Genomic DNA, 23649 nt, shown 5'->3' on the forward strand with positions numbered 1-23649 from the left:
CGGGATCGTCTCAGCGCCCGCGGGGGCGGCCGGCCTGCGGGCGCAGGTACAGGAAGCTGCGCTCGCCGGTAGCGGCTTCGGCCACGTGCTGGATCGTGTCGAGCAAGTCGGCCACGGCCTGCGGCGCGGCCGGACGGAACCCCGCCTTCGGCTCGACCCAGCGCTTCTGCGTGCGTCCCGCGGCGATCTGAGCTTCGCTCAGCGCGTCGAAATCCCGGCGTCGGGTCATGGTTCTGCCCTCCGCCTGGGATTCTGTCGGCGGTATGGTTGACGAAAGGTTAACGCAGGATCCGCTCTCCGCGACGGGACAGCGCGCCGCATCTGCCGACCGGCTTGATCCAAGACCCGGCCCCCTCTAAACAACAAAAACTGAGGTAAATCAATAGATTAGTGTGATTATAAACTGCAGCCTCCGGGACGGCGCGGGACTCAGACCAGCGTGTGGGCCGCGGTGACCGGATCCGCCGGCCCCGCCATCGGCACCCGGGTCGTCGACGCCCTGGCCGGGCTGCGGCCGCTGGCGCCGTTCTTCTGCCTGTACGTGACCTTCGGGGCCACGCTCGGCTTCCTGTCCGGCGGGGCGCCGCTGATCCTGCGGGCCCGGGGCGTGGAGCTGGCCGAGGTCGGCCTGCTGCAACTGATCAACCTGCCGGTCGGGCTGACCTTCCTGTGGGCGCCCGTCCTCGACCGGCTGCGCCTGCCGTTCCTCAGCCATCGGATCGGCTGGATCGTGGTCGCGCAGGCCGCTTCGGTGCTCCTGCTGGTCGCCCTGAGCTTCGGCGAGACCTGGCCGCTCCCGGCGCTGCTCGCCCTGGCGATCGCCGCCTGCGCCTGCGTGGCGACCATGGACATCGCCCTCGAGGCGCTGGTGGTCGAGACCGTCCCGGCGGACGAGCGGGCCTACGTGGCCTCGGCCAAGCTGTGCGGGGCCTCCCTGGGCGGGATCCTGGGGGTCGGCGTGCTGGTCGGCTCCTACGACAGCCTGGGCTGGCACGGGGCGGTCCTGGCCTGCGCGGCGCTCGACGCCCTCTGCCTGCTTCCGATCCTCGGCTACGGGGAGGCGCGCCTGCGCGGGGCCGGGCAAAGCCTGGAGCGCGGGTCGGGCGCGCTGGCGCGTCTGCGCCGCCTGGCCGGACGGGTGCTCGTCCTCGGGGCCTATTTCGCCGCCTCCTATCTCGTCGCCGGGCCCAACACCCTGGCGCTCCTCGATCTCGGCGTGTCGCTCGGGCAGGTCGGATCGCTCACCGGCACCGTCCTGCCGGCCGTGAACCTGGTGATGGCCCTGGCGGCGGGGGGCTTGGCCGCGCGGTTCGGCACGGTCCGGCTGATCGCCGCGGGCGCCCTCGGCGTCCTGGCCTCAGGGGGCCTGATGGCCGTCGCCTGCGCCGGCCGGATGGCGGATCTCGGAATCGCCGCCACGGTGCTCAGCTTCGTCGCGGGCGGCTTCCTGGGCGTGCCGGTCTTCAACATGATCTACCGGTGGGCCCAGGGGCCGAGGCCCGCCACCGACTACGCGCTGCTGTTCGGGGCCGCCTTCTTCGCCGCCATGCCCCTGCGGGTCGCCGCTCCGGCGCTCGCCGGCTGGGTCGGCTGGCCGGGCTACTTCGCCGCCAGCCTGCCGCTCTACGCCGCCGCGGTGGCGTGGCTCGCCGTCGCGGTGGGCCGGACCCTGCGGGCCGACGGGGTGGCGCGATGATCGCCGAGGTCGCCGCGCAGATACCCGACTCGCTCGCTGCCTATCGGGACGGCGTCGCGGACGGTCCCGGCGGCCCGGAGGCGGTGCCCCTCGGCGCCCTGCGCGACCCGGACGTGTTCGACGCGACGCTGGCGGCCTTCGGGGCCGGGTTCGGCGCGGAGTTCCAGACCGCGGATCCGCGGATCCGGGTCTCGTACTGGAGCCAGTTCTACCTCGCGGCCCTGGCGACGCCGGCGCTGACGGCCCTGGTCCGCCTCGGCCGGCCGTTGCCGCTCGCCTTCGATGCGATGCGCCTCGAACTCGACGCGGCGGGGCGGCCGTGCCGCTTCCGCCTGCCCGCGGACGGGTCCGGCTGCGCGGCCTGCCCGGCGCCCGGCCTCACCGGGCTGGTGGAGGCGCATCTGCGCCCGTTCGTGGAGCTGTGCCATGCCCGATGTGGCATCGCCCCCCGGATCCTCTGGGGCAACGCGGCGGTGATCCTCGACTACGTCGCCCGGGAACTCGGGACCCCGCTCGGGGGCGGGGACGGGGCGGGGGCCGGGGCGCCCCCCGCTTGCGCCGCCGCCTGTGACGACGTCGCGGCCTGCCTCGGATGGCGTCCGGGCCCGGGCTGCGCTAGGAGCCCCCTGGCGCAGGCGCTCTGTCCGGGGACGTCGGGGTGCCGGCGGCGGCGCGTCTGCTGCCTGCGCCAGCGCCTGCCGGGGGTGCCGTCCTGCGGCGCGCTCTGCCCCGTCGCGTGCGCCGCCCCACGCTGATCCGAGCCGCGCGATGTTGAAGGCCTTCCTCGCCTATTACCGGCCGTACCGGACGCTGTTCCTGGTCGATTTCGGCTGCGCGGTGCTGTCCGGCCTGCTCGAACTCGGCTTCCCCATCGCCGTGAAGGGCTTCATCGACAGCCTCCTGCCCCGGCAGGATTGGGGCCTGATCCTGCTCGCCGCCGCGGCGCTGGCGCTGGTCTACGTGGCCAATGCCGGCCTGATGGTGGTGGTCACCTACTGGGGCCACGTGCTCGGCATCAACATCGAGACCACCCTGCGGGAACGGGCCTTCGACCACCTGCAGAAGCTCTCCTTCCGCTTCTACGACGGCCAGAAGACCGGCCACCTCGTCGCCCGGGTGACCAAGGACCTGGAGGAGATCGGCGAGGTCGCCCATCACGGGCCCGAGGACCTGTTCATCGCCGTGATGACGCTGCTGGGCGCCTTCGCGCTGATGCTCACGGTGCACGCGCCGCTGGCGCTGATCACGGCGGCGATCCTGCCGCTGATCGCCTTCGTGTCGATCCGCTACGGCGGCCGCATGACCCGCAACTGGCAGGCCCAGTACGGCCGGGTCGGGGCCTTCAATGCGCGGATCGAGGAGAATGTCGGCGGGATGCGGGTCGTGCAGGCCTTCGCCAACGAGCCCCACGAGCGCGCCCTGTTCGCCCGCGACAATGCCCGCTACCGCGACACCAAGCTCGAGGCCTACCGGCTGATGGCGGCGGGCCTGTCGATCAACTACCTGGGCCTGCGCCTCGTGCAGATCGCCGTGCTGCTCGGCGGCGCGGCCTTCGTGGTCCGGGGCGACCTGACGCCCGGCGGCTTCGTGGGCTTCCTGCTCCTCGTCGGGGTGTTCTACCGGCCGCTGGAGAAGATCGGCGCCGTGGTCGAGACCTACCCGAAGGGTGTGGCGGGGTTCCGCCGCTATCAGGAGTTGCTCGCCACCGCGCCCGACATCACCGACCGGCCGGAGGCCCGCGCGGTGGAGTCCCTGCGGGGCGACATCGGCTTCGAGGGGATCGGCTTCGGCTACGGCCCCGGGCGCCCGGTCTTCGCCGGCCTCGACCTCGCGGTGACGGCAGGCGAGACGGTGGCGTTCGTGGGCCCCTCGGGGGTCGGCAAGACCACCCTCTGCGCCCTGCTGCCGCGCTTCTACGAGGTCGAGGCGGGCCGGATCACCGTCGACGGGATCGACATCCGCGACATCACCCTCGCGAGCCTGCGCCGGCAGATCGGCATCGTGCAGCAGGACGTGTTCCTGTTCGCCGGCACGATCCGGGAGAACATCGCCTATGGCCGCCTCGACGCCACGGAGGCGGAGATCGACGCCGCCGCCCGGCGCGCCCGGCTCGGCGGGCTGATCGACGGCCTGCCGGAGGGCCTCGACACGGTGGTGGGCGAGCGCGGCGTGCGCCTGTCGGGGGGGCAAAAGCAGCGCATCGCCATCGCGCGGGTCTTCCTCAAGAACCCGCCGCTCCTGATTCTCGACGAGGCGACCTCGGCGCTGGACACCGAGACCGAGCGGGAGATCCAGCGGGCGCTCGCCGAACTCGCCCGCGGGCGCACGACCCTGGTGATCGCCCACCGCCTCGCGACCATCCGGGACGCCGACCGCATCGTGGTCCTGGGGGAGGGCGGCGTGGTCGAGGAGGGCCGGCACGCGGCCTTGCTCGCCGCCGGCGGCCCCTACAGCCGCCTGCACGCGGCGCAGTTCGGACGGGGCGACCCCGAGACGGGCATCCTCGCGGCGGAGTGAGGCGCCCATACGGGCGGCGGAACGCCGGCCTCGGCCTCCTAGGCCTGCGGCCGCGCCGCGGTCGATTCGCGCACGACGAGGCGCGTGGGAAACAGACGCTGGGCGAGGTCGTCCGGCGCGCGCGTCCCCTCGATCAGCTCGACCAGGGTCGCGAAGGCGAACCGGACCATGTCGAGGGTCGGGACATCGACCGAGGTCAGGCTCGGGACCGAGTAGGCCCCCTGGGTGAGGTTGTCGAAGCCCACGACGCGGATCTCCGCGGGGACCCGCACGCCGCGCTCGTGCAGCGCCTTCAGCGCCCCGAACGCCACCCGATCGCTGGCGGCCACGATGGCATCCGGCCGGTCTCCTGACCCCGTGTCCGGCCGCTCCAGCAGCGCGCGCGTCGCCCGATAGCCGCCCTCGGACGTGCAGTCGCACGCCACCACGCGGTCGTCGCGCAGCGGCAGCCCCGCCTCCGCGAGCGCGTCCCGGTAGCCGCGGAACCGCTCGGCCCCGGCACGCCACCGCCGACCGTCGCCCGCGCCCGTGAAAAAGCAGATGGACCGGCTCCCGGCCTGGATCAGGTGGCGGACGGCGTCGCGGGCCGCGTCGCGCTCGGCCTGCATGGCGTAATGCGTGCCGGGAACGTCGAGGCCGAACACGACGAACGGGAACCGCTTGGCCTGCAGCAGGCCGATCAGCGGGTCGTCCTGGCGGTCGGCGAAGACGACGATGCCGTCGACCCGGGCCTCGCTGACCAGGCTGGCGATCCGGCTCAGGCCGTCCGGGTCGTCGCCGCGGCGACACCGGTGGACCAGGGTATAGCCCTGCTGGTCGGTCACGTACCCGAAGGTCTGCAGGACGAGGCCCTGATCGGCCTCCTCCCTCAGATGGAACGCGGCATCGGCGGGCTGCGCCCCGAGGGAGAACACGCAGGCGATGCTGCGACTGGGCTTCTTGCGCAGGGACCGGGCGGCGAGGCTCGGCACGAAGTCCAGGTCGCGCATGGCCGTCTCGATGGTCTCGCGCGTGGTCCGGGCGACCTTCTCCGGATGGTTCAGGACCAGCGAGACCGTCTGGAAGCTCACGCCGGCCCGTCGGGCGACGTCCTTGATCGTCATCTGGCCCATCGTCACCTCGGGAGCCGGTCTGCCCGGCAGGACGGCGCGCCCGCGCCGGGACGGGCCCGGTGCCGGCTCGTTGGGCCCGCGAATCTAGATCTGTATCGATTGGAGATAAAGTCGCTGGCACGGCAACGAAGACGGGTCGTGTCAGCACTAGACCGGTCGTTTCGGCGTGAAATCCGGTCAATCCCTCAGATTTTCGGCGGCTCCGCCGAGCCGTCCCCGGCCTGGACGGCGCGGTTCGCCAAGCAGGTTTTCCGGGCAGGATCTCCAGGCAGGCCCCCCAGGCGGGACCTCCAGGCGGGATCGGGCCGTGTCGCGTGGCCCGCCCCATCGGCAGGCGTCCCCCCCCCCCGCACTCCACCGCGCCGCAGCCGAGGGCAGGGGCGCAAGACGGCCGCCCGACGGCCGGCGTCCGACCGCTGTCGCGTCAGCCGGCCCGGGCGCGCAGCCGCTGCATCAGCCTGAGCAGCACGCTACGGATATGGGATCGGAGGCGGGTGGTCTCGGCCATGGGACGCGGTTCGAAGCGCCGGAGCGCGGCGCCTTGAGAAACACGTCCATCGGACGAGCGTTGCTACGCAAAAAGCGGGTTCGCTCCGGCGGCGATGCCCCGGAACCACCGTCCAAGGGTGTAGCGCGAGACCCGCATCGACGCGCGGCCGCGCCCCGTATGATGACTGCGGATCGTCGACAGAACGTTCTTGATATGCGCCCGCAGCGTGGCTTTGCGGAGCGCGGCTTTCTCGGCGCGCGCGTTGGGCGGATCGGCGGAGGTCGACATGTCAGGGGTCCCGACTCCAAGAGCGCCGCCTCAGCAAGCCATCGGACATCGGCGGCGGCGTACCTGGTACTTATAATCGATAATTCAATCGAGACTGGGCCGCCTTCGCACAGATACAGGCAAATCCGCGTTTTAAATGCATTAAGGTTTATCCGATCAAAGACCGGTCCCAGTCATATTCCGGACTACGTAGAGAGATCAGGACGACCGCCGGAGGGCGGCAGCAGGGGGGAGGTCGGTGTCCGAGCGCTTCTACTTCGACGTCGAGAGCGGCGAGGAAACGATCCGCGACGAGGAAGGCGTCGAGGTCGGCAGCCTGGACGAGGCCCTGGCCGAGGCACGCAGCGTGATCGCCGAGATGGCCGATGAGGTCTGCGCGGCCGATCCCGGCCGCTCCTGGAGCCTGGTGGTGCGCGACACCGCCGGGCGGCCCATCCGCCGGCTTCCGATTCGGCGGTAGCGCCGTGTCGGCGACATCCGACAAGGAGCCCGCCGCGGCAGGGCCGGGCGGGCTGAAGGTGATCTCGTCTCGGAGAAGTGGCGAGCGTAGAGACCGGCCGGGGACCGCGCATCCCCCATCCGGATGAGGCGGCCACACGATCCTGCGAGGATTGCGTCGAGGCCCGCGCGGACGCGGATCGGGCCGCCGCACGGATCGCGTCGGCCGCCCGGGACAACCCGGTCGCCATCAGGCCCCGCCGTCCGGGGACGCTACAGCCACAGGGAAAGGCCTTCCACGGCCGCCGGGCCGGTCAGCCCCCGAAGGCGCGGGGCGGCAGGCCGGTCACGCCGACATCGAGTTCGAACAGGCCCCCCGCCGCCGGCACGTGCTCGGCGCCCCGGGCGGCCGAGGTGACGAACAGGCGGTCGAGCCCTTCTCCCGCGAAGGCGCAGCTCGTGATGTTGGGGGCGGGCAGTGGGATCGCCCGCATCAGTCGCCCCTCGGGATCCACGCGGCTGAGCCGGCCGCCGCCCCAATGGGCGATCCAGAGGCAGCCCTCGGAATCCGTGGTCATCCCGTCGGGCCAGCCCCAGGCCTCCGGAAAGCGCAGGAAGGCGCGCTTGCCCGTCAGCGTGCCGTCCGCGGCGAGGTCGAAGGCGTAGACCGTCCGGGCGGCGCTGTCGCTGTGATAGAGGATCCGGCCATCGCGGCTGAAGGTCGGCCCGTTGGCGACGCCGTAGCTCGTGTCCATCCGCCGCCAAGTCAGGTCGGGATCGAGCCGGTGGAGGGATCCCGAAGCCGCGGTCTCGGCCTGGTGCATGCTTCCGGCCCAGATCCGGCCGGCGCCGTCGACCTTGGCGTCGTTCAGGCGGTTGTCGGGCTCGTCGGGCTCCGGATCGCCGATCGGCGTGATCCGGTCGGCCTCGAGGTCGTAGATCGCGAACCCGCTCTTCAGCCCGACGATGAAGTCGCGCCGGCCGGCGCGGGGGATGATCCAGCCCAGCGGCTCCGGGAACGGATGGGTGCCGGTCTCGCCGCGGGCGAGGTCGAGCCAGTTCAGGGCCGGGGCCTCGATGTCGACCCAGAACAGCAAGCCCCGCTCCGGAACCCAGATCGGGCCTTCGCCGAGCCGGTCGCGCCGGGGCCGGTCCAGGATGCGGATCCGCGGGTCCATGGCAGAGCGCTCCCCGATGCCGCCGACGCTCAGGCGCCCGCCGGCCGCGCCGCGGCGGCGGGGCGGCAGCCCCAGAGAGCGTAGAACAGGACGTAGAGTTCGCAGGCGGCGGTGATCAGGAAGGAATGCTGCAGCCCGAACCGGTCCGCCGCCCAACCCTGCACCACCACCAGGGATCCGCCCGCGATCGCCATGATCAGCAGCCCGGCGCCCTCCTCGGTGAGCGGCCCGAGGCCGCGGATCCCCAGGGTGAAGATCGTCGGGAACATGATCGCGTGGAACAGGCCCACCGAGATCAGGGCCCACATCGCCCAGTGGCCGGTCGCGAAGGTCGCCACCAGCATCACCGCGCAGGCGCCGATCGCCGCCCCGGCCAGCACGGTCTCGGCCGCCCGAGCCTGCATCAGGTAGCTGCCGGCGAAGCGGCCGACCATCATGCCGCCCCAGAGCAGGAACAGGTAGCGCGAGGCCTGGGCGTAGGTCAGGTCGCCGATCTCCGGCTGTGAGACGAAGTTGATGAACAGGTTCGACACCCCGATCTCGGCGATCAGGTAGATGAAGATCGCCGGCACGCCGAGCACGAGGTTGCGGTGGCGCCAGAGGGACAGGCCGGCGCGCTCGGCCTTGACGGCCCGGGCCGTGGCGCCGCCGGCGCCGCCCAGGGCGGGCAGCGGGAAGCGGGCGATGATCACGGCGAGACCGACGAGGATCGCCGCCACGATCAGGTAGGGCAGCTGCACCGATTGCGCGTCGGCCAAGCGCTCGGCCGGTGTCAGGATGGTGCCGGCGGCGGCGTTGCCCGCGGCGGAGCGCCCGAGGATCAGGTAGCCGCCGAACAGCGGCGCCAGGGTCGTCCCGAAGGAGTTGAACGCCTGCACGAGGTTGAGGCGCGCCGGAGCGCTCTCGGCCGGGCCGACCACCGCCACGTAGGGGTTCGCGGCGACCTGCAGCAGGGTGATGCCGCTGGCGATCACGAACAGGGCCGTGAGCGTGATCGCGTAGGAGACTTGGTGCGCGGCCAGGATCATCCCGAGCGTGCCCAGCGCCATGATGCCCAGCCCCGCCACCAGGGCGCGCTGGTAGCCGACCCGTTCGATCAGCTTGGCCGCCGGGATCGAGGCCACGAAATAGGCGATGAACCAGACGGACTCGATCAACGTCGTCTGCGTGTAATCGAGGTCGAACACGCTGCGCAGGTGCGGCAGCAGCGTGTTGTTGATGACCGTGATGAAGCCCCACATGAAGAAGAGGCTCGCCAGCAGCGACAGGGCCGGGCGGTAGGCGCCCCGGTCGCGCGCGGCCTCCGCCCCCGTCCGGGGCACCGTCGTCCCGACGGTCGCGATCGGTCCTGCCATCCGGCGTTGTCCTCTGCGTTCCGGGCCGCCTTGCCGGCGGTCCCATGTTGTCCATTTCATTTGTATGAGTATATATCGGATTCGCGGACGTCAACCGCGTCCCCGTCGTGTGCCGGCGCAGGATCGGCGGGACGGGCGGCTTCATCGAGGGGAGGATGCGATGCGTGGAGTGGGACCCCTGGCGCTGTGCGCCTGCGCGGCGATCCCGGGCCTGATCCCGGCTCCGGTCCGGGCGGCCGAACCGGTCCGGACGGTGTTCGGCACCCTGCCGGACGGCCGGTCGGTGGAGGAGGTGACGCTGACGAACGGCAAGGGGATCACGGCCCGGATCCTGTCGTGGGGCGCGCTCCTGCGGAGCCTCGACGTCCCGGACCGGTCCGGCAAGGCCGCGGATGTGGTGCTCGGCTACACCGACCTCGCCTCCTACCTGACCAAGGGCAGTTATTTCGGCGTGAGCGTCGGGCGCTACGCCAACCGCATCCGCGCCGGGCGCTTCACCCTCGACGGCCAGACCTACACGCTGGCCACCAACGACGGCCCGAACGCCCTGCACGGCGGCGCGGCCGGCTTCGACAAGCGGCTCTGGACGATCACCGCGGTCAAGGGCGGCGCGGCCCCGTCGGTCACCCTGCGCTACGTCAGCCCGGACGGGGAGGAGGGCTATCCCGGAACGCTCACGGCCACCGCCACCTACACGCTCGACGCGACCGACACGCTGACGGTCACCTACGAGGCCACGACCGACAAGCCGACGATCGTCAACCTAACCAACCACAGCTTCTTCAACCTCGCGGGTGAGGGCTCGGGCCGCTCGATCCTCGATCAGAGCCTGACCATCCCGGCGGAGCGCTTCACGCCGGTCGACGCCACCCTGATCCCCACCGGCGCGCACCTGCCGGTGGCCGGCACGCCCTTCGACTTCCGCAAGCCCACGGTGATCGGCGCGCGGATCCGCGACGGGCGGGACGAGCAGATCGTGCGGGCGCGCGGCTACGACCACAACTGGGTCGTCACCGACGCGCCCACGGCCGAGCCGCACCTCGTGGCGCGGGTCGAGGATCCGGAATCGGGCCGGATCCTCGAGGTGGCGAGCAACCAGCCGGGGGTGCAGTTCTATGCCGGCAACTTCCTCAACGCGACGGTGGTGGGTAAATCCGGCCTCGCCTACCGGCAGTCGGACGCCCTGGCGCTGGAGCCGGAACTCTTCCCCGACACGCCGAACCAGCCGGCCTTCGGCTCCGCCCGGCTCGACCCCGGCAAGACCTACCGGAACGTGATCGCCTACCGGTTCTCGACCAGCCCCGCTCACCGGACCCAGAAATGACCGACCGACCGATTGCACGGCCCCTGCGCTCCCGCGCCTGGTTCGACAACCCCGACAATATCGACATGACGGCGCTCTACCTGGAGCGCTACCTGAACTTCGGCCTCAGCCTGGAGGAGCTGCGCTCGGGCAGGCCGATCATCGGCATCGCCCAGACCGGCTCGGACCTGTCCCCGTGCAATCGCCACCATCTCGTCCTCGCGGAGCGGATCCGCGAGGGCATCCGCGAGGCGGGCGGGATCGTCCTGGAATTCCCGGTCCACCCGATCCAGGAGACCGGCAAGCGGCCGACCGCGGGCCTCGACCGCAACCTCGCCTATCTGGGCCTCGTGGAGCTGCTCTACGGCTACCCGCTGGACGGGGTCGTGCTGACCACGGGCTGCGACAAGACCACCCCGGCCTGCCTGATGGCCGCCGCCACCGTGAACATCCCGGCCATCGCCCTGTCGGTGGGGCCGATGCTCAACGGCTGGTTCAAGGGCCAGCGCACGGGCTCCGGCACGATCGTCTGGAAGGCCCGCGCGATGCTGGCGGCCGGCGAGATCGACCATGACGGCTTCATCAAGCTCGTCACCTCGTCGGCGCCCTCGACCGGCTTCTGCAACACGATGGGCACCGCCACCACGATGAACACGCTCGCCGAGGCCCTGGGCATGATGCTGCCCGGCTCGGCCGCGATCCCGGCGCCCTACCGCGACCGGCAGGAGGCCGCCTACCAGACCGGCAAGCGCATCGTCGCCATGGTGGCCGAGGACCTGAAGCCCTCCGACATCCTGACCCGCGACGCCTTCCTCAACGCCATCGCGGTCAATTCGGCGATCGGCGGCTCGACCAACGCGCCGATCCACCTCGCGGCGATCGCCCGCCACATGGGGGTCGACCTCGACATCACGGACTGGCAGACCCACGGGCTCGACGTGCCTCTGCTGGTCAACCTGCAGCCGGCGGGCACCTATCTCGGCGAGGATTACTACCGCGCCGGCAGCTTGCCCGCGGTGGTGGCGCAGCTCATGCGCCGCGACCTGATCCGGGAGGGCGCGCTGACGGTCAACGGGCGCACCCTCGGCGACAATTGCCGCGGCGCCGTGATCGAGGACGAGGACGTGATCCGGCCGATCGACCGGCCCCTCAAGGAGGCGGCGGGCTTCCTGGTCCTGCGCGGCAACCTGTTCGACGCCGCGGTCATGAAGACCAGCGTCATCGGCGACGAGTTCCGCGCCCGCTACCTGTCGAACCCGGAGGATCCGGACGCCTTCGAGGGTCCCGTCGTGGTCTTCGACGGACCGGAGGATTACCACGCCCGGATCGACGACCCGAGCCTCGGCATCACCGCGGAGACCATCCTGATCATGCGCGGGGCCGGGCCGATCGGCTATCCCGGAGCCGCCGAGGTGGTGAACATGCGCCCGCCCGCGCAGCTGATCCGGGCCGGCGTGCACGCGCTGCCCTGCCTGGGCGACGGGCGCCAGTCCGGCACCTCGGGCTCGCCGTCGATCCTCAACGCCTCGCCCGAGGCGGCGGCCGGCGGCGGCCTCGCGCTCCTGCGCACCGGCGACCGGGTGCGGATCGACCTGCGCCGCGGCACCGCCGACATGCTGGTCGACGCGGACGAGATCGCCCGCCGCCGCAGCGCCCTGGAGGCGGCGGGCGGCTACGCCTATCCGGCCTCGCAGACGCCGTGGCAGGCGATGCAGCGCGCCGCCGTGGGGCAGATGCACACCGGGGCCATCCTGGAGGGCGCCGAGGCGTTCCAGCGCATCGCCCAGACCCGGGGCGTGCCGCGCGACAACCACTGAGACGAGGGCCGGGCCGGCGGCGCGGACGCCGCCGGCGCCGTCAGGGGCGCATCGCCAGCTCGGTGTCGGCGAGGGCGAGGCGGACCAGCTCGGTCATGGTCTCCCGGGCGGCGGCCGGGTCACCCGCCACGATCGCGTCGTAGAGGGCGCGGTGGTCGGGCATCGGATCCCGGGGCAGGCCCTGCCGGCGATGCTTGAAGATCGTCGTCCACGTGACCGCGGCGGCGATGGAACTCGACAGGGCCATCAGCGCCCCGTTGCGGGCCGATTCCAGGATCGTGTTGTGGAAGGCCTGGTCGGCGGCCCGTCCGGCCTCGGTGGCGAGGCCGTGGCGGCCCATCTCCTCCAGGGCATGGCCCATCCGGGCGATGTCGAGGCCCGAGCGCCGCTCCGCCGCGAGCGCCGCCGCCGCCGGCTCGACGATCATCCGCAGCTCGAACAGGTCGCGGATGAAGGACTCGCTCGGCTCCGACTCGAAGGCCCAGGCCAGGATGTCGGGGTCGAGCAGGTTCCAGCGGCTGCGCTGGCTCACGCGGGTGCCGGTGCGCGGGCGGCTCTCGACGAGCCCCTTCGCGCTCAGGATGCGGATCGCCTCGCGATAGGCGGTGCGCGAGACGTTCAATTTCTCAGAGAATTCGATCTCCCCGGGCAGCACGTCCCCGGGGGCGTAGCGGCCGCCGAGGATCGCCACCCCCAGATCGCGGGCGACCGAGCCGTGGATGCGGCGCGAGCCCGAGGCGAGGGGCAGCGTGACGTTCTCCGGACCGCGATCCTGCCTCACTCGTCCACCTCCAGTCCGGGCCACCGGGTCGGTCGGGGCGGGATCGGCGCGATTCTATCCTGAAGTTGTAGGAGCGCAAAGAGGAACACCCCCTGCACCGGAATCGCGGCCGCGCTTGCGGCGGGAGGCGAACTGCCCTAGCCTAATTGTATGAGTAGTGAATCACCAGGATCCGTGACGATCCGCGGCAGTGTCCTGATCGGCGCCGCCGACGTGACCACAGCCGCGCTCTTCCGGGCCGTGGATCCCGCCACCGGAGCGCCCCTTGAGCCGGCCTTCTCGGCCGCAGGCCCTCGGGAGGTGGAGGCCGCCTGCGCGCTGGCGGAGGCGGCGTTCCCGCATTTCGCGGAGACGACACCAGAAACACGCGCTCGCTGTCTCGAAGCTGTGGCCGATGGCATCGCCGATCTCGGCGCGCCGCTCGTCGAGCGGGCGATGGCCGAGACCGGCCTGCCGCGGGCGCGGCTGGAGGGCGAGCGCGCCCGCACGGTCGGGCAGCTGCGGCTGTTCGCGGATCTCGTCCGCTCCGGCGCGTGGATCCGGGCGACGATCGATCCGGCGCAGCACAAGCGGCAGCCGCTGCCCCGGCCGGACCTGCGCCGGCGTCACGTCGCGATCGGCCCGGTGGCGGTGTTCGGCGCCTCGAACTTCCCGCTGGCCTTCTCGGTGGCGGGGGGCGACACCGCCGCCGCCCTGGCGGCGGGCTGCCCGGTGGTGGTGAAGGGCCATCCGGCCCATCCCGGGACCGGGGAGCTGGTCGCGCGGGCGGTGCGTGCGGCGGTGGCCACCGGCGGCCTGCCCGAGGGCACGTTCTCCTACCTGCCGGGACCGTCCACGGACCTCGGAAGCGCCCTGGTCGCCGACCCGCGGATCAAGGGCGTCGGCTTCACCGGGTCGCGTGCGGGCGGGCTCGCCCTGATGCGGGTGGCCGCCGGCCGGCCCGAGCCGATCCCGGTCTATGCCGAGATGAGCGCGGTCAACCCGGTCGTGCTCCTGCCCGGCGCCCTGCGGGCCCGGAGCGCGTCCCTGGCGGCGGGCTTCGTCCAGTCGCTGACGCTGGGGGCGGGGCAGTTCTGCACCAATCCCGGTCTGCTGATCGGGATCGCCGGCTCCGACCTCGACGCCTTCGCGGAGGCCGCCGCCGCGGCGATCCGGGAGAGTGTGCCGCACACCATGCTCACCCCGGACATCCGCGACCGGTTCGCGCACGCCGTCGCCGCGCTGGCGGCCCGACCGGGAGTGACGGTCGCGGCGCGCGGGGCGGCCGCCGGGCCGGGGGGCTCCCCCGCCTGCCTGCTGCGCACGGAGGCGCGCCACGTCCTCGCGGATCCGGCCCTCGCCGACGAGATGTTCGGTCCGGCCGCGCTGCTGGTCGCCGCCGCCGACATGGCGGAGGTCACCCGGCTCCTCGAGTCCCTCGGCGGGCAGCTCACCGCGACGTTGCACCTCGACCGCGCGGACGAGCATCTCGCCGCCGGGCTCGTGCCGCTGCTGGCCCGCAAGGCCGGACGGATCCTGGCGAACGGCTGGCCCACCGGCGTCGAGGTCGCCCCCGCGATGGTGCATGGCGGGCCGTTCCCGGCGACCTCGGACGGCCGGAGCAGCTCGGTGGGCACGCTGGCGATCGAACGGTTCCTGCGCCCGGTCTGCTACCAGGACCTGCCCGACGCGCTCCTGCCGCCGCCCCTGCGCCCGGACAATCCCTGGCATCTCGCGCGCCGGATCGACGGCGTTCTCGACCCGCAACCCGGCCGCTGACAGGCCGCCGCGCGACCCTCGACGGCCGCGCGTTCAGGACGCCCCGAAGCGGTCGTCCCCGGGAGGACACAGATGGGACGATCACTCCTACAATTTCGCGCCGCCGACGGGCAGCGGGGCGTCGCGCTGCTCGCCGACGGTCGGGCGCGGCGGGTGCTCGGCGTCGACAGCGTGCGCGCCCTGGCGCGCAGGGCTCTCGAGGCGGGGGACGATCTGGCCGCGACGGCGGAGCGGGCGGGACTCGGCGCGCCCGTCGATCTCGACACGGTCCGGCTCCTGCCGCCCATCGACCACGCCGATCCCGCCCACCTGATGCTGAGCGGCACCGGCCTGACGCATCTCGGCTCCGCGGAGGGCCGCGACGCGATGCACCGCGCGGCCGCGGCCGACCCGGCGCCGACCGACTCGATGCGCATGTTCCGGATGGGCGTCGAGGGCGGCAAGCCGGCGCCGGGCGAGGCCGGCGTGCAGCCGGAATGGTTCTACAAGGGCGACGGCTCCGGCCTGGTCGCCTCCGGCGAGCCGCTGGTCTCGCCGGCCTTCGCCCGCGACGGCGGCGAGGAGCCGGAGATCGCCGGGATCTACCTGGTCGACGCCGACGGCACCCCGGTGCGCCTCGGCTTCGCCCTGGCGAACGAGTTCTCCGACCACGTGACCGAGCGCGGCAACTACCTGTGGCTCGCCCATTCCAAGCTGCGCCCGGCCGCCCTCGGCCCGGAGCTGTGGCTCGGGGCGCTTCCGCCGGACGTGCGCGGGACCAGCCGCATCCTGCGCGACGGCGCCGTGCTCTGGGAGAAGCCGTTCCTCTCCGGGGAGGCGAACATGTCCCACAGCATCGCCAACCTGGAGCGGCACCACTTCAAATACGCACCCTTCCGGCGCCCCGGCGACGTGCATGTCCACTTCTTCGGGACCGCCACCCTGTCGTTCAGCGACGGCGTCGCGACCCGGCCCGGCGACGTGTTCGAGATCGAGGCCGCGCCGTTCGCGCTGCCCCTGCGCAACCCCCTGGCGGCCGCCCCGCCCACCGATCCGACTGTGCGGGTGCTCTGAGATGGCGAGCCCGATCCGCATCGGTCTGGTGGGTGTGGGCAAGATCGCCCGCGACCAGCATCTGCCGGTCATCGCCGCCTCCCCGGATTACAGCCTCGTGGCGGTGGCGAGCCGGCATGGCGGGCTCGACGGCGTGCCGAGCTACGGCAGCCTGGAGGCGATGCTGGCGGCGCACGGCGACCTCGACGCCGTCGCCCTGTGCCAGCCGCCGCAGGCGCGGTTCGCGGCGGCCCTGGCGGGGATCGCGGCGGGCCGCCACGTCTTCCTCGAGAAGCCCCCGGGGGCGACGCTGGCCGAGGTCGGGCTCCTGGTCGAGGCCGCCCGGACCCGGGGCGTGAGCCTGTTCGCGAGCTGGCACTCGCGCTTCGCGCCGGGGGTGGAGCCCGCGCGCCGCTGGCTGTCGGGCCGCCGGATCCGGTCGGTGGAGATCGCCTGGCTGGAGGATGTCCGGCACTGGCACCCGGGCCAGGACTGGATCTGGGACGCGGGCGGGATGGGCGTGTTCGATCCGGGGATCAACGCCCTGTCCATCGCCACGCATATCCTGCCGCCGTTCCACCTGACCGGCGCGACCCTGTCGGTGCCGGAGAACCGGCAGGCGCCGATCGCCGCCGACCTGCATTTCGCCGATGCCGCCGGCACCCCGATCCGGGCCCGGTTCGACTGGCGCCAGACCGGGCCGCAGACCTGGGACATCCGGGTCGAGACCGACGACGGTACCCTGGTGCTTTCGCAGGGCGGGGCCGTCCTGACGATCGACGGCCGCGACCAGCCGCTCCCGCCCGAGGCGGAGTACCGCGGCCTCTACGACCGTTTCGCCGCCCTGGTCCGCTCCGGCGCCAGCGACGTCGACCTGAATCCGCTGATCCACGCCGCCGACGCCTTCATGCGCGGCGAGCGCCGCACGGTGGAGGCCTTCACGGACTGACCGGACACGGACTGACCGGACACGGACTGACCGGGAGGCCCCCTGCGGGACACGAACGCGACAGAGCCAGGCAAGGCCGCGCGGTTAAGGGGGAGTCACATGGGTAAGCAATGGAGAAAGCATAGGCGATGGGCCGCGCTCGCATTCTGCGCCGCGACGGTCACGGCGGGCGCGTGTCCGGCGGGCGCACAGGTTGAAGCCACGGCTCCGGACGGGGGACCGTCGCTGGTGAATCCGGGGCCGAAGGCGAGTCCGGCGCAGAAGGCCCGGTACCGGGCGAACCGCGCCCGGCGGCGGGTCATCCGGGAGGCGCGAAGCTTCTCGGGCGCCAGCAGCGCCGCGGCCAGCCTCGACGTGCAGGGCAGCAGCGCGACGCCGCCCAGCCTGCCGCCGGGCACCCTCGATCTGGGCAACGGGATCAGCATGATCCTGAACTACACCGGCGAGTTCGCCGCCAACCCGTCCGGCGGCATCCGCCAGGGATCGGCCTATGCCGGCCAGATCGCCTTCGGCCTCGACGCCGATCTCGCGGGGATCGACGGCGGCTCGGTCCACACCGTCGTCACCCAGCGCCACGGACGGAGCCTGGCGCAGGATTCCATCGGCTTCGACGGCAGCGTGCAGGAGATCTACGGCGGCGGCCAGACCGCCCATCTAACCCTGCTGTCCTATGAGCAGAAGCTGTTCGACAACCGCCTCGACCTCGAGGTCGGCCGCCTGCTGGCCAACCCGAACTTCCTGGCCTCGCCGCTCTACTGCAACTTCCAGAACAACGCGACCTGCGGCGCGCCGAAGTCCATCTTCAAGCTGACGAACTTCACCTACTGGCCGATCGCCACCTGGGGCGGCCATGCCAAGGCCTGGGTCAACGACAAGGTATTCCTGCACGCCGGCATCTACGAGGTGAACCCGCGCGACCAGTTGCCGACGCAGAACGGGATCGACTGGTCGACCAACGGCGCCACCGGTGTCCTGGTGCCGGTGGAAGTCGGCTACTCGACCAATTTCGGCAATGACCCGCTGCCGCGCAACTACAGCGTCGGCGTCGTCTTCGACCGGTCGGACCACAAGGATCCCGTGCTCGACCAGCGGGGCGGCGCCCGGGTCTTCAGCGGCCTCGATCCGCTGACCCGGTTCGGTCGCTCGGCGGTCTACGCCCGCTTCGACCAGATGGTCTGGCGGCCGGACCCGAGCGGCATCCAGGGCCTGTCGGTCTTCGGCGTCGCGCTCGGCGGGACCGGCGGCCGGCAGACCCAGGATTACTTCCTGGAGGGCGGCGCCGTGCTGACCGGCACCTTCCCCGGCCGGCCCTACGACACCCTCGGCTTCGTCTTCGCCATGGAGAAGCTCTCGCCGCTGGGCACGGCCAACATCCGGGCGGCGCGCACGGCGCTCGGGCTCGGCACCCGGAACGTCGAATCCCTGCAGACCATCCTGGAGCTGAGCTACGGCATCCAGCTCACCCCGGCGGTGCGGCTGATGCCGAACCTGCAATACGTGATCGACCCGGACCAGACCCGCTTCCCGTTCCGTCCGAAGCCGATCCCGGATGCCTTCGTGATCGGCGCGAAGCTGTCGGTGGACCTGTTCACCCTGGCCGGCCTGGCGAAGGGTCCGGGCAGCCAGTGAGCGCGCGCCCCCCCGGCGCCCGCAGGATGCGGGCGCCGGTCCTCCATCGCGGCGCCAATCCCGGCTGCCGCACGGCGCGGCCGTCCGGCAGGACCGATGTCCCGGTCGCGCCGACGGTCGCGCAGACGGTCTCGGCCGGCGCAGGAGCGCGGCGGACGGGGTTTCGCCCTGCGCGCTCCTTCGTGTACGAGACCGGGCTCCGCGTTCCGTCACGCGGTCGGTGGGCTGCCCGCCCGTCGGGCGACGGCAGAGACCTGGACATGGCAGTGACCGATCAAGACGCGGCGCCGGTCTGTACCGGAGTGGCCGGCCTCGACCACATCCTGGACGGCGGCTACGCGTCCCGGCGCTCGCACCTCATCGAGGGCCGGCCCGGATCCGGCAAGACGACGCTGGCGATGCAGTTCCTGCTCGACGGCGTGCGGCGGGGCGAGCGCTGCCTGTACATCACGCTGTCCGAGAGCCGGCGCGAGCTTCTGAACGTCGCCGGGCGCCACGGCTGGTCCCTCGACGGCATCGAGATCTTCGAACTCATCGCGCCGGAACTCAGCCTCGACCCGAACCAGCAGCAGAGCCTCGTCCATTCGTCCGATCTCGAACTCGGCGAGACCATCCGCATGGCGATCGCCGAGATCGAGCGGACCAAGCCGCAGCGCGTCGTGTTCGACAGCCTGTCCGAGATCCGGCTGCTCTCGCAGGGTTCGCTGCGCTACCGCAGGCAGGTCCACGCCCTGCGCAGCTTCCTGCTCATCCAGAACACCACGGCGCTGCTCCTCGACGATCTGACCGCCGAGGCGGACGACCTGAATCTGCACAGTCTCAGCCATGCCGTGATCCGGCTGGAACAGCTCGCGCCGCTCTACGGCGGGGAGCGGCGGCGCCTGCGCGTGATCAAGATGCGCGGCACGCCGTTCCGGGGCGGGTTCCACGACTACGTCATCCGGCGCGGCGGTCTCACGGTGTTCCCGCGGCTCGTCGCGGCCGAGCATCTCGGCACCTTCGCCGACGACCAGTGCGGCACGGGCAGCCCCGAGCTCGACCTGCTGCTCGGCGGCGGCATCGATCGCGGGACCAGCACGATGCTGATCGGCCCGTCCGGCGTCGGCAAGTCGACGATGGCGCTCACCTGCGTCACCGCGGCGATCGCCCGCGGCGAGAAGGTGCTGATCCTCAGCTTCGACGAGACCACGAACGTGCTGCGCCGCCGGGCCCGCGGCCTCGGCATGCCGATCGACGCCGTGATCGCCTCCGGCGATCTCCGGGTCGAACAGATCGATCCGGCGGAGGTCTCGCCCGGCGAACTCGCCGACATCGTGCAGGAGGCGGTCGAGCACCAGGGCGTGACGACGGTCGTGATCGATTCCCTGACCGGCTATCACAACGCCATGCCGGAGGAGAACTACCTGCTCCTGCAGATGCACGAGTTGCTGACCTACCTGAACCAGCAGGGCGTCGTCACGCTCCTGGTCCTGGCCCAGCACGGCATGATCGGGGCGATGGGCGCCAATGTCGACCTGACCTATCTCAGCGACACGATCCTGCTGTTCCGCACCTTCGAGGCCGATGGCCGGCTGCGGCGCGCGATCTCGGTGGTGAAGAAGCGGACCGGCAGCCATGAGAACGCGATCCGCGAGTTGCGGATCGACTCCGACGGGATCCGCGTTGGCGAACCACTCAGCGCGTTCAGGGGTATCATGACCGGCGTTCCGACATTCGAAGGTGAACGGTCGTCCCTCTTGCCCACCCACAGGGCTGATGACCGACGCTGAACCGCCGGTTCTCCTCTTCACGCCGGGGGGCCGCGACGCCGTCGTCGCCGCGACCATCCTCGGCGAGGGACAGATCACGTCGCAGATCTGCGGCAGCCTCGCGGAGGTGGTTGCCCGGCTCCACACGGCCGCCTGCGCAGTCCTGACCGAGGAGGCGCTGCTCTCCTCGAACCGGCAGGCGCTGGCGGATTGGATCGCCGCCCAGCCGCCCTGGTCCGACTTCCCGTTCATCCTCCTGCGACTGCGCGGCGCCGAGCCCAACACGCAGTTGACCGACCTCTTGGGCAACGTGAGCGTGCTGGAGCGCCCGTTCCATCCGGCGACCCTGATCATGGCGGCCCGGGCCGCCCATCGCGCCAAGCGCCGGCAGCTCGAGGCGCGGGCCCATCTCGAGGAGCGCGAGCGGACGACGGAGCGGCAGGCGCTCCTGATCCGCGAGCTGCATCACCGGGTGAAGAACACGCTGGCGACGGTGCAGGCGCTGCTCGGGGCTTCGGCCCGGTCCGCCACCACCGTGGACGCGTTCTACGAGGCGTTCTCGGCGCGGGTGATCTCGCTGGCCAAGACCCACAATCTCCTGACCGAGGATTACTGGCAGCAGGCCCCCCTGCGCGAGATGCTGATGAACGAGCTGGGGCCCTACAACGACGTCGAGGGCTCCCGCATCCAGCTGGACGGGCCGCCGATCGACCTGATGGGCGACCTCGCGGTCCCGACCGGCATGGCCATCCACGAGCTGACGACCAACGCGGCCAAGCACGGCGCCTTGTCGGTTCCGGAGGGCTGCATCCGGATCCGCTGGGGTGTCGAGCAGACGCCGGCGGCACGCATGCTCCATCTCGACTGGACCGAACGGGGCGGCCCGTTCACGGAGACACCGACGCGGAAGGGCTTCGGCTCGACGTTGCTGCAACGCGTCCTGAAGCTCCAGTGCCAGGCGGAGATCGCCTTCGATTTCCAGCCGGCCGGCCTGCATTTCACCATGCGTGCGCCGCTGCCCGAGACGCGCGTCGTCCCGACCTACTGAGCGCACCGGTTCTCGAAACCCGGCGGCCCGGATCCGACCGTGGGATGTGCGCTTTCACACAGAAGTGTGGTGCATCCTCCGGCTCAGGTCGAACCGATCGCAGGTGCGAGATTTGGGATGTCGCAGCACAGCGACACGTTTCTCGATGACCAAGTTTGCCCCTCTCGTCGCCGCCATCCTCGCCTGGGCCGCCTTCGGCACCTGGGCCGAAGCTCGGCGATCCGCGCTCCAGAAGGATATTCCGGCCCTGCGTCCGGGCATCGAAGCCGATCTGGCCGCCCGGAACTGCCCGAATGTCCGCATCGACACGGAGCGCTTCCGCCAGTTCTCGCGAGAGAACCACCTCAACCACGCCGATTTCTTCACGAAGAAGCGCTCGGTCGCTCTGCAGCAGGACCTCGACGCGGAGGCGACGCAGTTCCGGGAGCGTCCGGAGCAGGCCTGCGCGCAGATGTGGGACAAGTACGGCGACGACGGTACCGTGCTGCATCTCCTCGCCCGCAAATAGATGAACCGCCGGCCGGGCGCGTGCTGGAACCGGCCCGCCGCCCGGCGGGCCGCCAGGGTTCGCGGCCAACGGGTGAGCGTCTGCCGGTTGCCGGCCCGCCGGGCTCCCGGCCGACGAGGCCCTTCCAAAGCCCCGCGGAATGCGAGAGCGCCCTTCTCCCGCCTGGGCCCTCTGGGAGACGAAAGCTTCGTTTCCCGCGCGACCACGCCGCCGCGGCACAAGATTTCGGCGCGAGTCCGCCCGGCATCCTGAGATAAAATCTCATCCGAGGCGAGATGTTTCGAGCAGAACGTTTTGCGTTCGCGAGACAATTGGGAACCGCGTTTCATTGACGGCGGAACGTGGGGCGATCAATTCTATCGACCTATTCGGATGTCCGGCCGCACCATCCTCGCTCTTCGAGATCGCGGCGGCTCGCCATCCTGTCCCGCAGCAAGGCACCCGGAATGACACGACCGAGACTCGTCGGCCTGAGCGCGAACGTGCAGCGGCCCTCCAAGACCCGGACGCTGGTGGATGCGGTGCTGCGCGAGGCCGGCGCCCGGGCGCCCCTCGATGTGCGCCTCCTCGACTTCGTCGATGCCGGAACCGGCCTCGGCGCCGCCTGGACCCGCGACCAGCTCCCGGCGTCTTCGCGCAGCGTGCTCGCGGCGATCGAGGAGGCGGACGGTCTCGTGGTCGGCTCGCCGGTCTACAAGGGCGCCTATACCGGCCTGTTCAAGCACCTGTTCGACCTCGTCGATCCGGGGGCGCTGGCCGGCAAGCCCGTGGCGATCGTGGCCACCGGCGGCGGCGCGCGCCACGCGCTCGTGGTCGAGCACGCCTTCCGGCCGCTCTTCGGCTTCTTCGGCGCCCTCCAGATCCCGACGGCCGTCTACGCCTCCGATCCCGATTTCAGCGACGGCGTGCTCACCGAGGCCGGCGTGCGCGCCCGCGCCGCCGAGGCCGGCGGGCAGCTCGCGGCCCTGCTGGTCCACCGGTCGGCCTCCGCCGCGCCCCTCGCCCTGGCCGCCGCCGAGTGAGCCGGGCGATGCTCGACCGCCGCAGCCTGCTGGCCGCCCTGGCGGCCCTGCCCCTCGCGCCGGCCCTGGTCCGGGGCGCCCGCGCGGCCGAGCCCGGCGTGGTGCGGATCGGCTACCAGAAGAACGGCATCCTGGTCGTCGCCAAGCAGCAGGGAATCATCGAGAAGCGCCTGGAGCCCCTCGGCCAGAGCGTGCGCTGGGTCGAGTTCTCCTTCGGGCCGCCGCTGCTGGAGGCCCTGTCGCTCGACGGGATCGACTTCGGACAGACCGGCGACGCGCCGCCGATCTTCGCGCAGGCCGCGCGCGCCAACCTCGTCTACGCGGCCGCCCAGGAGGCCGGCGGGTCGGGGGCGGGGATCCTGCTCCCGAAGGCTTCGGCGATCCAGAGCCTCGCCGAGCTCAAGGGCAAGCGGGTCGCCTTCGCCAAGGCGTCGAGCGCCCACAACCTGACCATCGCGGCCCTGGAGAAGGCCGGCCTCAGCTACGCCGACATCACGCCGGTGACCCTGGCGCCCGCGGACGCCGCGGCGGCCTTCGCCCGGGGCAGCATCGACGCCTGGACGATCTGGGACCCGTATTTCGCCATCGCCGAGCAGGGGGAGGGGGTGCGGGTGCTGGCCCGCGCCAGCGACATCACCCCGCAGAACAACTACTTCCTGGCGAGTCGCCCCTTCGCGGAGACCCGCGCCCCGGTGCTCCAGGCGGTGATCGACGCGCTCGGGGACGTGGCGGCTTGGTGCACGCAGAACCGCGGCGCCGTCGCCGACCTCCTGTCGCAGGGCACCGGCGTGCCCCTCGCCGCCACGCGCCGGGCGGTGGACCGGACCGACTACGTGATCGGCCCGATGAACGACCGGGTCGCCGCCGAGCAGCAGCGGATCGCCGACCGCTTCCACGCCCTGAAGTTGATCCCCAAGCCGATCCGGATCGCCGACGCGGTCTGGACCGCCCCCGCCCGCAACGGCTGACACCGACTGCCG

21 protein-coding genes are annotated in these 23649 nt (G+C 71.9%); 15 read left to right on the forward strand and 6 right to left on the reverse strand.

Annotation, left to right across the window (positions count from 1 at the left end):
* Window positions 1–10: 10 nt before the first annotated feature.
* The gene (locus MCBMB27_RS04430; RefSeq protein ID WP_043356299.1) at window positions 11–229 is read right to left on the reverse strand and encodes a hypothetical protein; all 219 of its coding nucleotides are present in this window, start codon (window positions 227–229) and stop codon (window positions 11–13) included.
* Between the two features lie 222 nt (window positions 230–451).
* Here MCBMB27_RS04430 and MCBMB27_RS04435 point away from each other — a divergent pair, with 222 nt between their 5' ends.
* The 3 genes from MCBMB27_RS04435 to MCBMB27_RS04445 are packed head-to-tail and all read left to right on the forward strand — an operon-like array spanning window position 452 to window position 4213.
* Entirely contained in the window at window positions 452–1696 is a 1245-nt protein-coding gene (locus tag MCBMB27_RS04435) for an MFS transporter (protein ID WP_075381871.1), read from the forward strand.
* The gene (gene fhuF / locus MCBMB27_RS04440; RefSeq protein ID WP_075379938.1) at window positions 1693–2451 is read left to right on the forward strand and encodes a siderophore-iron reductase FhuF; all 759 of its coding nucleotides are present in this window, start codon (window positions 1693–1695) and stop codon (window positions 2449–2451) included. Before MCBMB27_RS04435 ends, fhuF begins: the two co-directional genes overlap by 4 nt.
* Window positions 2452–2464: 13 nt before the next feature.
* Window positions 2465–4213: an ABC transporter ATP-binding protein gene (locus MCBMB27_RS04445; RefSeq protein ID WP_075379939.1), complete on the forward strand. Its 1749-nt coding sequence runs from the start codon at window positions 2465–2467 to the stop codon at window positions 4211–4213.
* A 38-nt stretch (window positions 4214–4251) separates the two neighbouring features.
* Here MCBMB27_RS04445 and MCBMB27_RS04450 read toward each other — a convergent pair whose 3' ends face one another.
* Complete coding sequence (locus MCBMB27_RS04450; RefSeq protein ID WP_236952898.1) at window positions 4252–5316, reverse strand: LacI family DNA-binding transcriptional regulator; 1065 nt, start codon at window positions 5314–5316, stop codon at window positions 4252–4254.
* A 580-nt stretch (window positions 5317–5896) separates the two neighbouring features.
* The gene (locus tag MCBMB27_RS04455) at window positions 5897–6103 is read right to left on the reverse strand and encodes a hypothetical protein (protein WP_043382414.1); all 207 of its coding nucleotides are present in this window, start codon (window positions 6101–6103) and stop codon (window positions 5897–5899) included.
* Window positions 6104–6341: 238 nt separating this feature from the next.
* Here MCBMB27_RS04455 and MCBMB27_RS04460 point away from each other — a divergent pair, with 238 nt between their 5' ends.
* Complete coding sequence (locus MCBMB27_RS04460) at window positions 6342–6563, forward strand: DUF6894 family protein (protein ID WP_043382412.1); 222 nt, start codon at window positions 6342–6344, stop codon at window positions 6561–6563.
* A gap of 292 nt (window positions 6564–6855) precedes the next feature.
* On the opposite strand, the gene MCBMB27_RS04465 is transcribed toward MCBMB27_RS04460, so the two are convergent.
* Both MCBMB27_RS04465 and MCBMB27_RS04470 read right to left on the reverse strand, forming a co-directional pair.
* Complete coding sequence (locus tag MCBMB27_RS04465) at window positions 6856–7719, reverse strand: SMP-30/gluconolactonase/LRE family protein (protein WP_075379940.1); 864 nt, start codon at window positions 7717–7719, stop codon at window positions 6856–6858.
* 29 nt (window positions 7720–7748) lie between these two features.
* Entirely contained in the window at window positions 7749–9074 is a 1326-nt protein-coding gene (locus tag MCBMB27_RS04470) for a sugar MFS transporter (protein WP_075379941.1), read from the reverse strand.
* Between the two features lie 160 nt (window positions 9075–9234).
* Between MCBMB27_RS04470 and MCBMB27_RS04475 the strand changes: the two genes are divergently transcribed.
* The gene (locus MCBMB27_RS04475) at window positions 9235–10398 is read left to right on the forward strand and encodes an aldose epimerase family protein (protein ID WP_075379942.1); all 1164 of its coding nucleotides are present in this window, start codon (window positions 9235–9237) and stop codon (window positions 10396–10398) included.
* Window positions 10395–12194 carry an IlvD/Edd family dehydratase gene (locus MCBMB27_RS04480; protein WP_053610133.1) on the forward strand — a complete coding sequence of 600 codons (1800 nt, stop codon included), beginning with the start codon at window positions 10395–10397 and terminating at the stop codon, window positions 12192–12194. The genes MCBMB27_RS04475 and MCBMB27_RS04480 overlap by 4 nt, the downstream gene beginning before the upstream one ends.
* Before the next feature lie 40 nt (window positions 12195–12234).
* On the opposite strand, the gene MCBMB27_RS04485 is transcribed toward MCBMB27_RS04480, so the two are convergent.
* On the reverse strand, window positions 12235–12975 hold the full coding sequence (locus MCBMB27_RS04485) for a FadR/GntR family transcriptional regulator (RefSeq protein ID WP_051976059.1): 741 nt from the start codon (window positions 12973–12975) through the stop codon (window positions 12235–12237).
* A gap of 150 nt (window positions 12976–13125) precedes the next feature.
* Between MCBMB27_RS04485 and MCBMB27_RS04490 the strand changes: the two genes are divergently transcribed.
* From MCBMB27_RS04490 to MCBMB27_RS04530, 9 genes are all read left to right on the forward strand, one after another.
* A complete protein-coding gene (locus MCBMB27_RS04490; protein WP_075379943.1) occupies window positions 13126–14733 on the forward strand; it encodes an aldehyde dehydrogenase (NADP(+)) in 1608 nt (535 codons plus the stop codon).
* 72 nt (window positions 14734–14805) lie between these two features.
* Window positions 14806–15786, forward strand: a complete 981-nt coding sequence (gene araD1 / locus MCBMB27_RS04495) for an AraD1 family protein (RefSeq protein WP_075379944.1) — start codon at window positions 14806–14808, stop codon at window positions 15784–15786.
* A gap of 1 nt (window position 15787) precedes the next feature.
* Window positions 15788–16714, forward strand: a complete 927-nt coding sequence (locus tag MCBMB27_RS04500; RefSeq protein ID WP_075379945.1) for a Gfo/Idh/MocA family protein — start codon at window positions 15788–15790, stop codon at window positions 16712–16714.
* A 99-nt stretch (window positions 16715–16813) separates the two neighbouring features.
* Window positions 16814–18343, forward strand: coding sequence for a carbohydrate porin (locus MCBMB27_RS04505; RefSeq protein WP_083683388.1), 1530 nt, complete (start codon window positions 16814–16816; stop codon window positions 18341–18343).
* Between the two features lie 260 nt (window positions 18344–18603).
* Window positions 18604–20112, forward strand: a complete 1509-nt coding sequence (locus tag MCBMB27_RS04510; protein WP_075379946.1) for an ATPase domain-containing protein — start codon at window positions 18604–18606, stop codon at window positions 20110–20112.
* Window positions 20099–21139 (forward strand): sensor histidine kinase, encoded by a 1041-nt coding sequence (locus MCBMB27_RS04515; RefSeq protein ID WP_075379947.1) that lies wholly within the window; start codon window positions 20099–20101, stop codon window positions 21137–21139. Before MCBMB27_RS04510 ends, MCBMB27_RS04515 begins: the two co-directional genes overlap by 14 nt.
* Before the next feature lie 145 nt (window positions 21140–21284).
* Window positions 21285–21647, forward strand: coding sequence for a hypothetical protein (locus MCBMB27_RS04520; protein ID WP_043382391.1), 363 nt, complete (start codon window positions 21285–21287; stop codon window positions 21645–21647).
* Between the two features lie 446 nt (window positions 21648–22093).
* Window positions 22094–22669 (forward strand): FMN reductase, encoded by a 576-nt coding sequence (msuE, locus tag MCBMB27_RS04525; protein ID WP_043355222.1) that lies wholly within the window; start codon window positions 22094–22096, stop codon window positions 22667–22669.
* An 8-nt stretch (window positions 22670–22677) separates the two neighbouring features.
* Window positions 22678–23637: an aliphatic sulfonate ABC transporter substrate-binding protein gene (locus tag MCBMB27_RS04530; RefSeq protein WP_053610129.1), complete on the forward strand. Its 960-nt coding sequence runs from the start codon at window positions 22678–22680 to the stop codon at window positions 23635–23637.
* Window positions 23638–23649 lie beyond the last annotated feature (12 nt).

The sequence above is a fragment of the Methylobacterium phyllosphaerae genome, assembly GCF_001936175.1.
Lineage (GTDB): Bacteria > Pseudomonadota > Alphaproteobacteria > Rhizobiales > Beijerinckiaceae > Methylobacterium > Methylobacterium fujisawaense.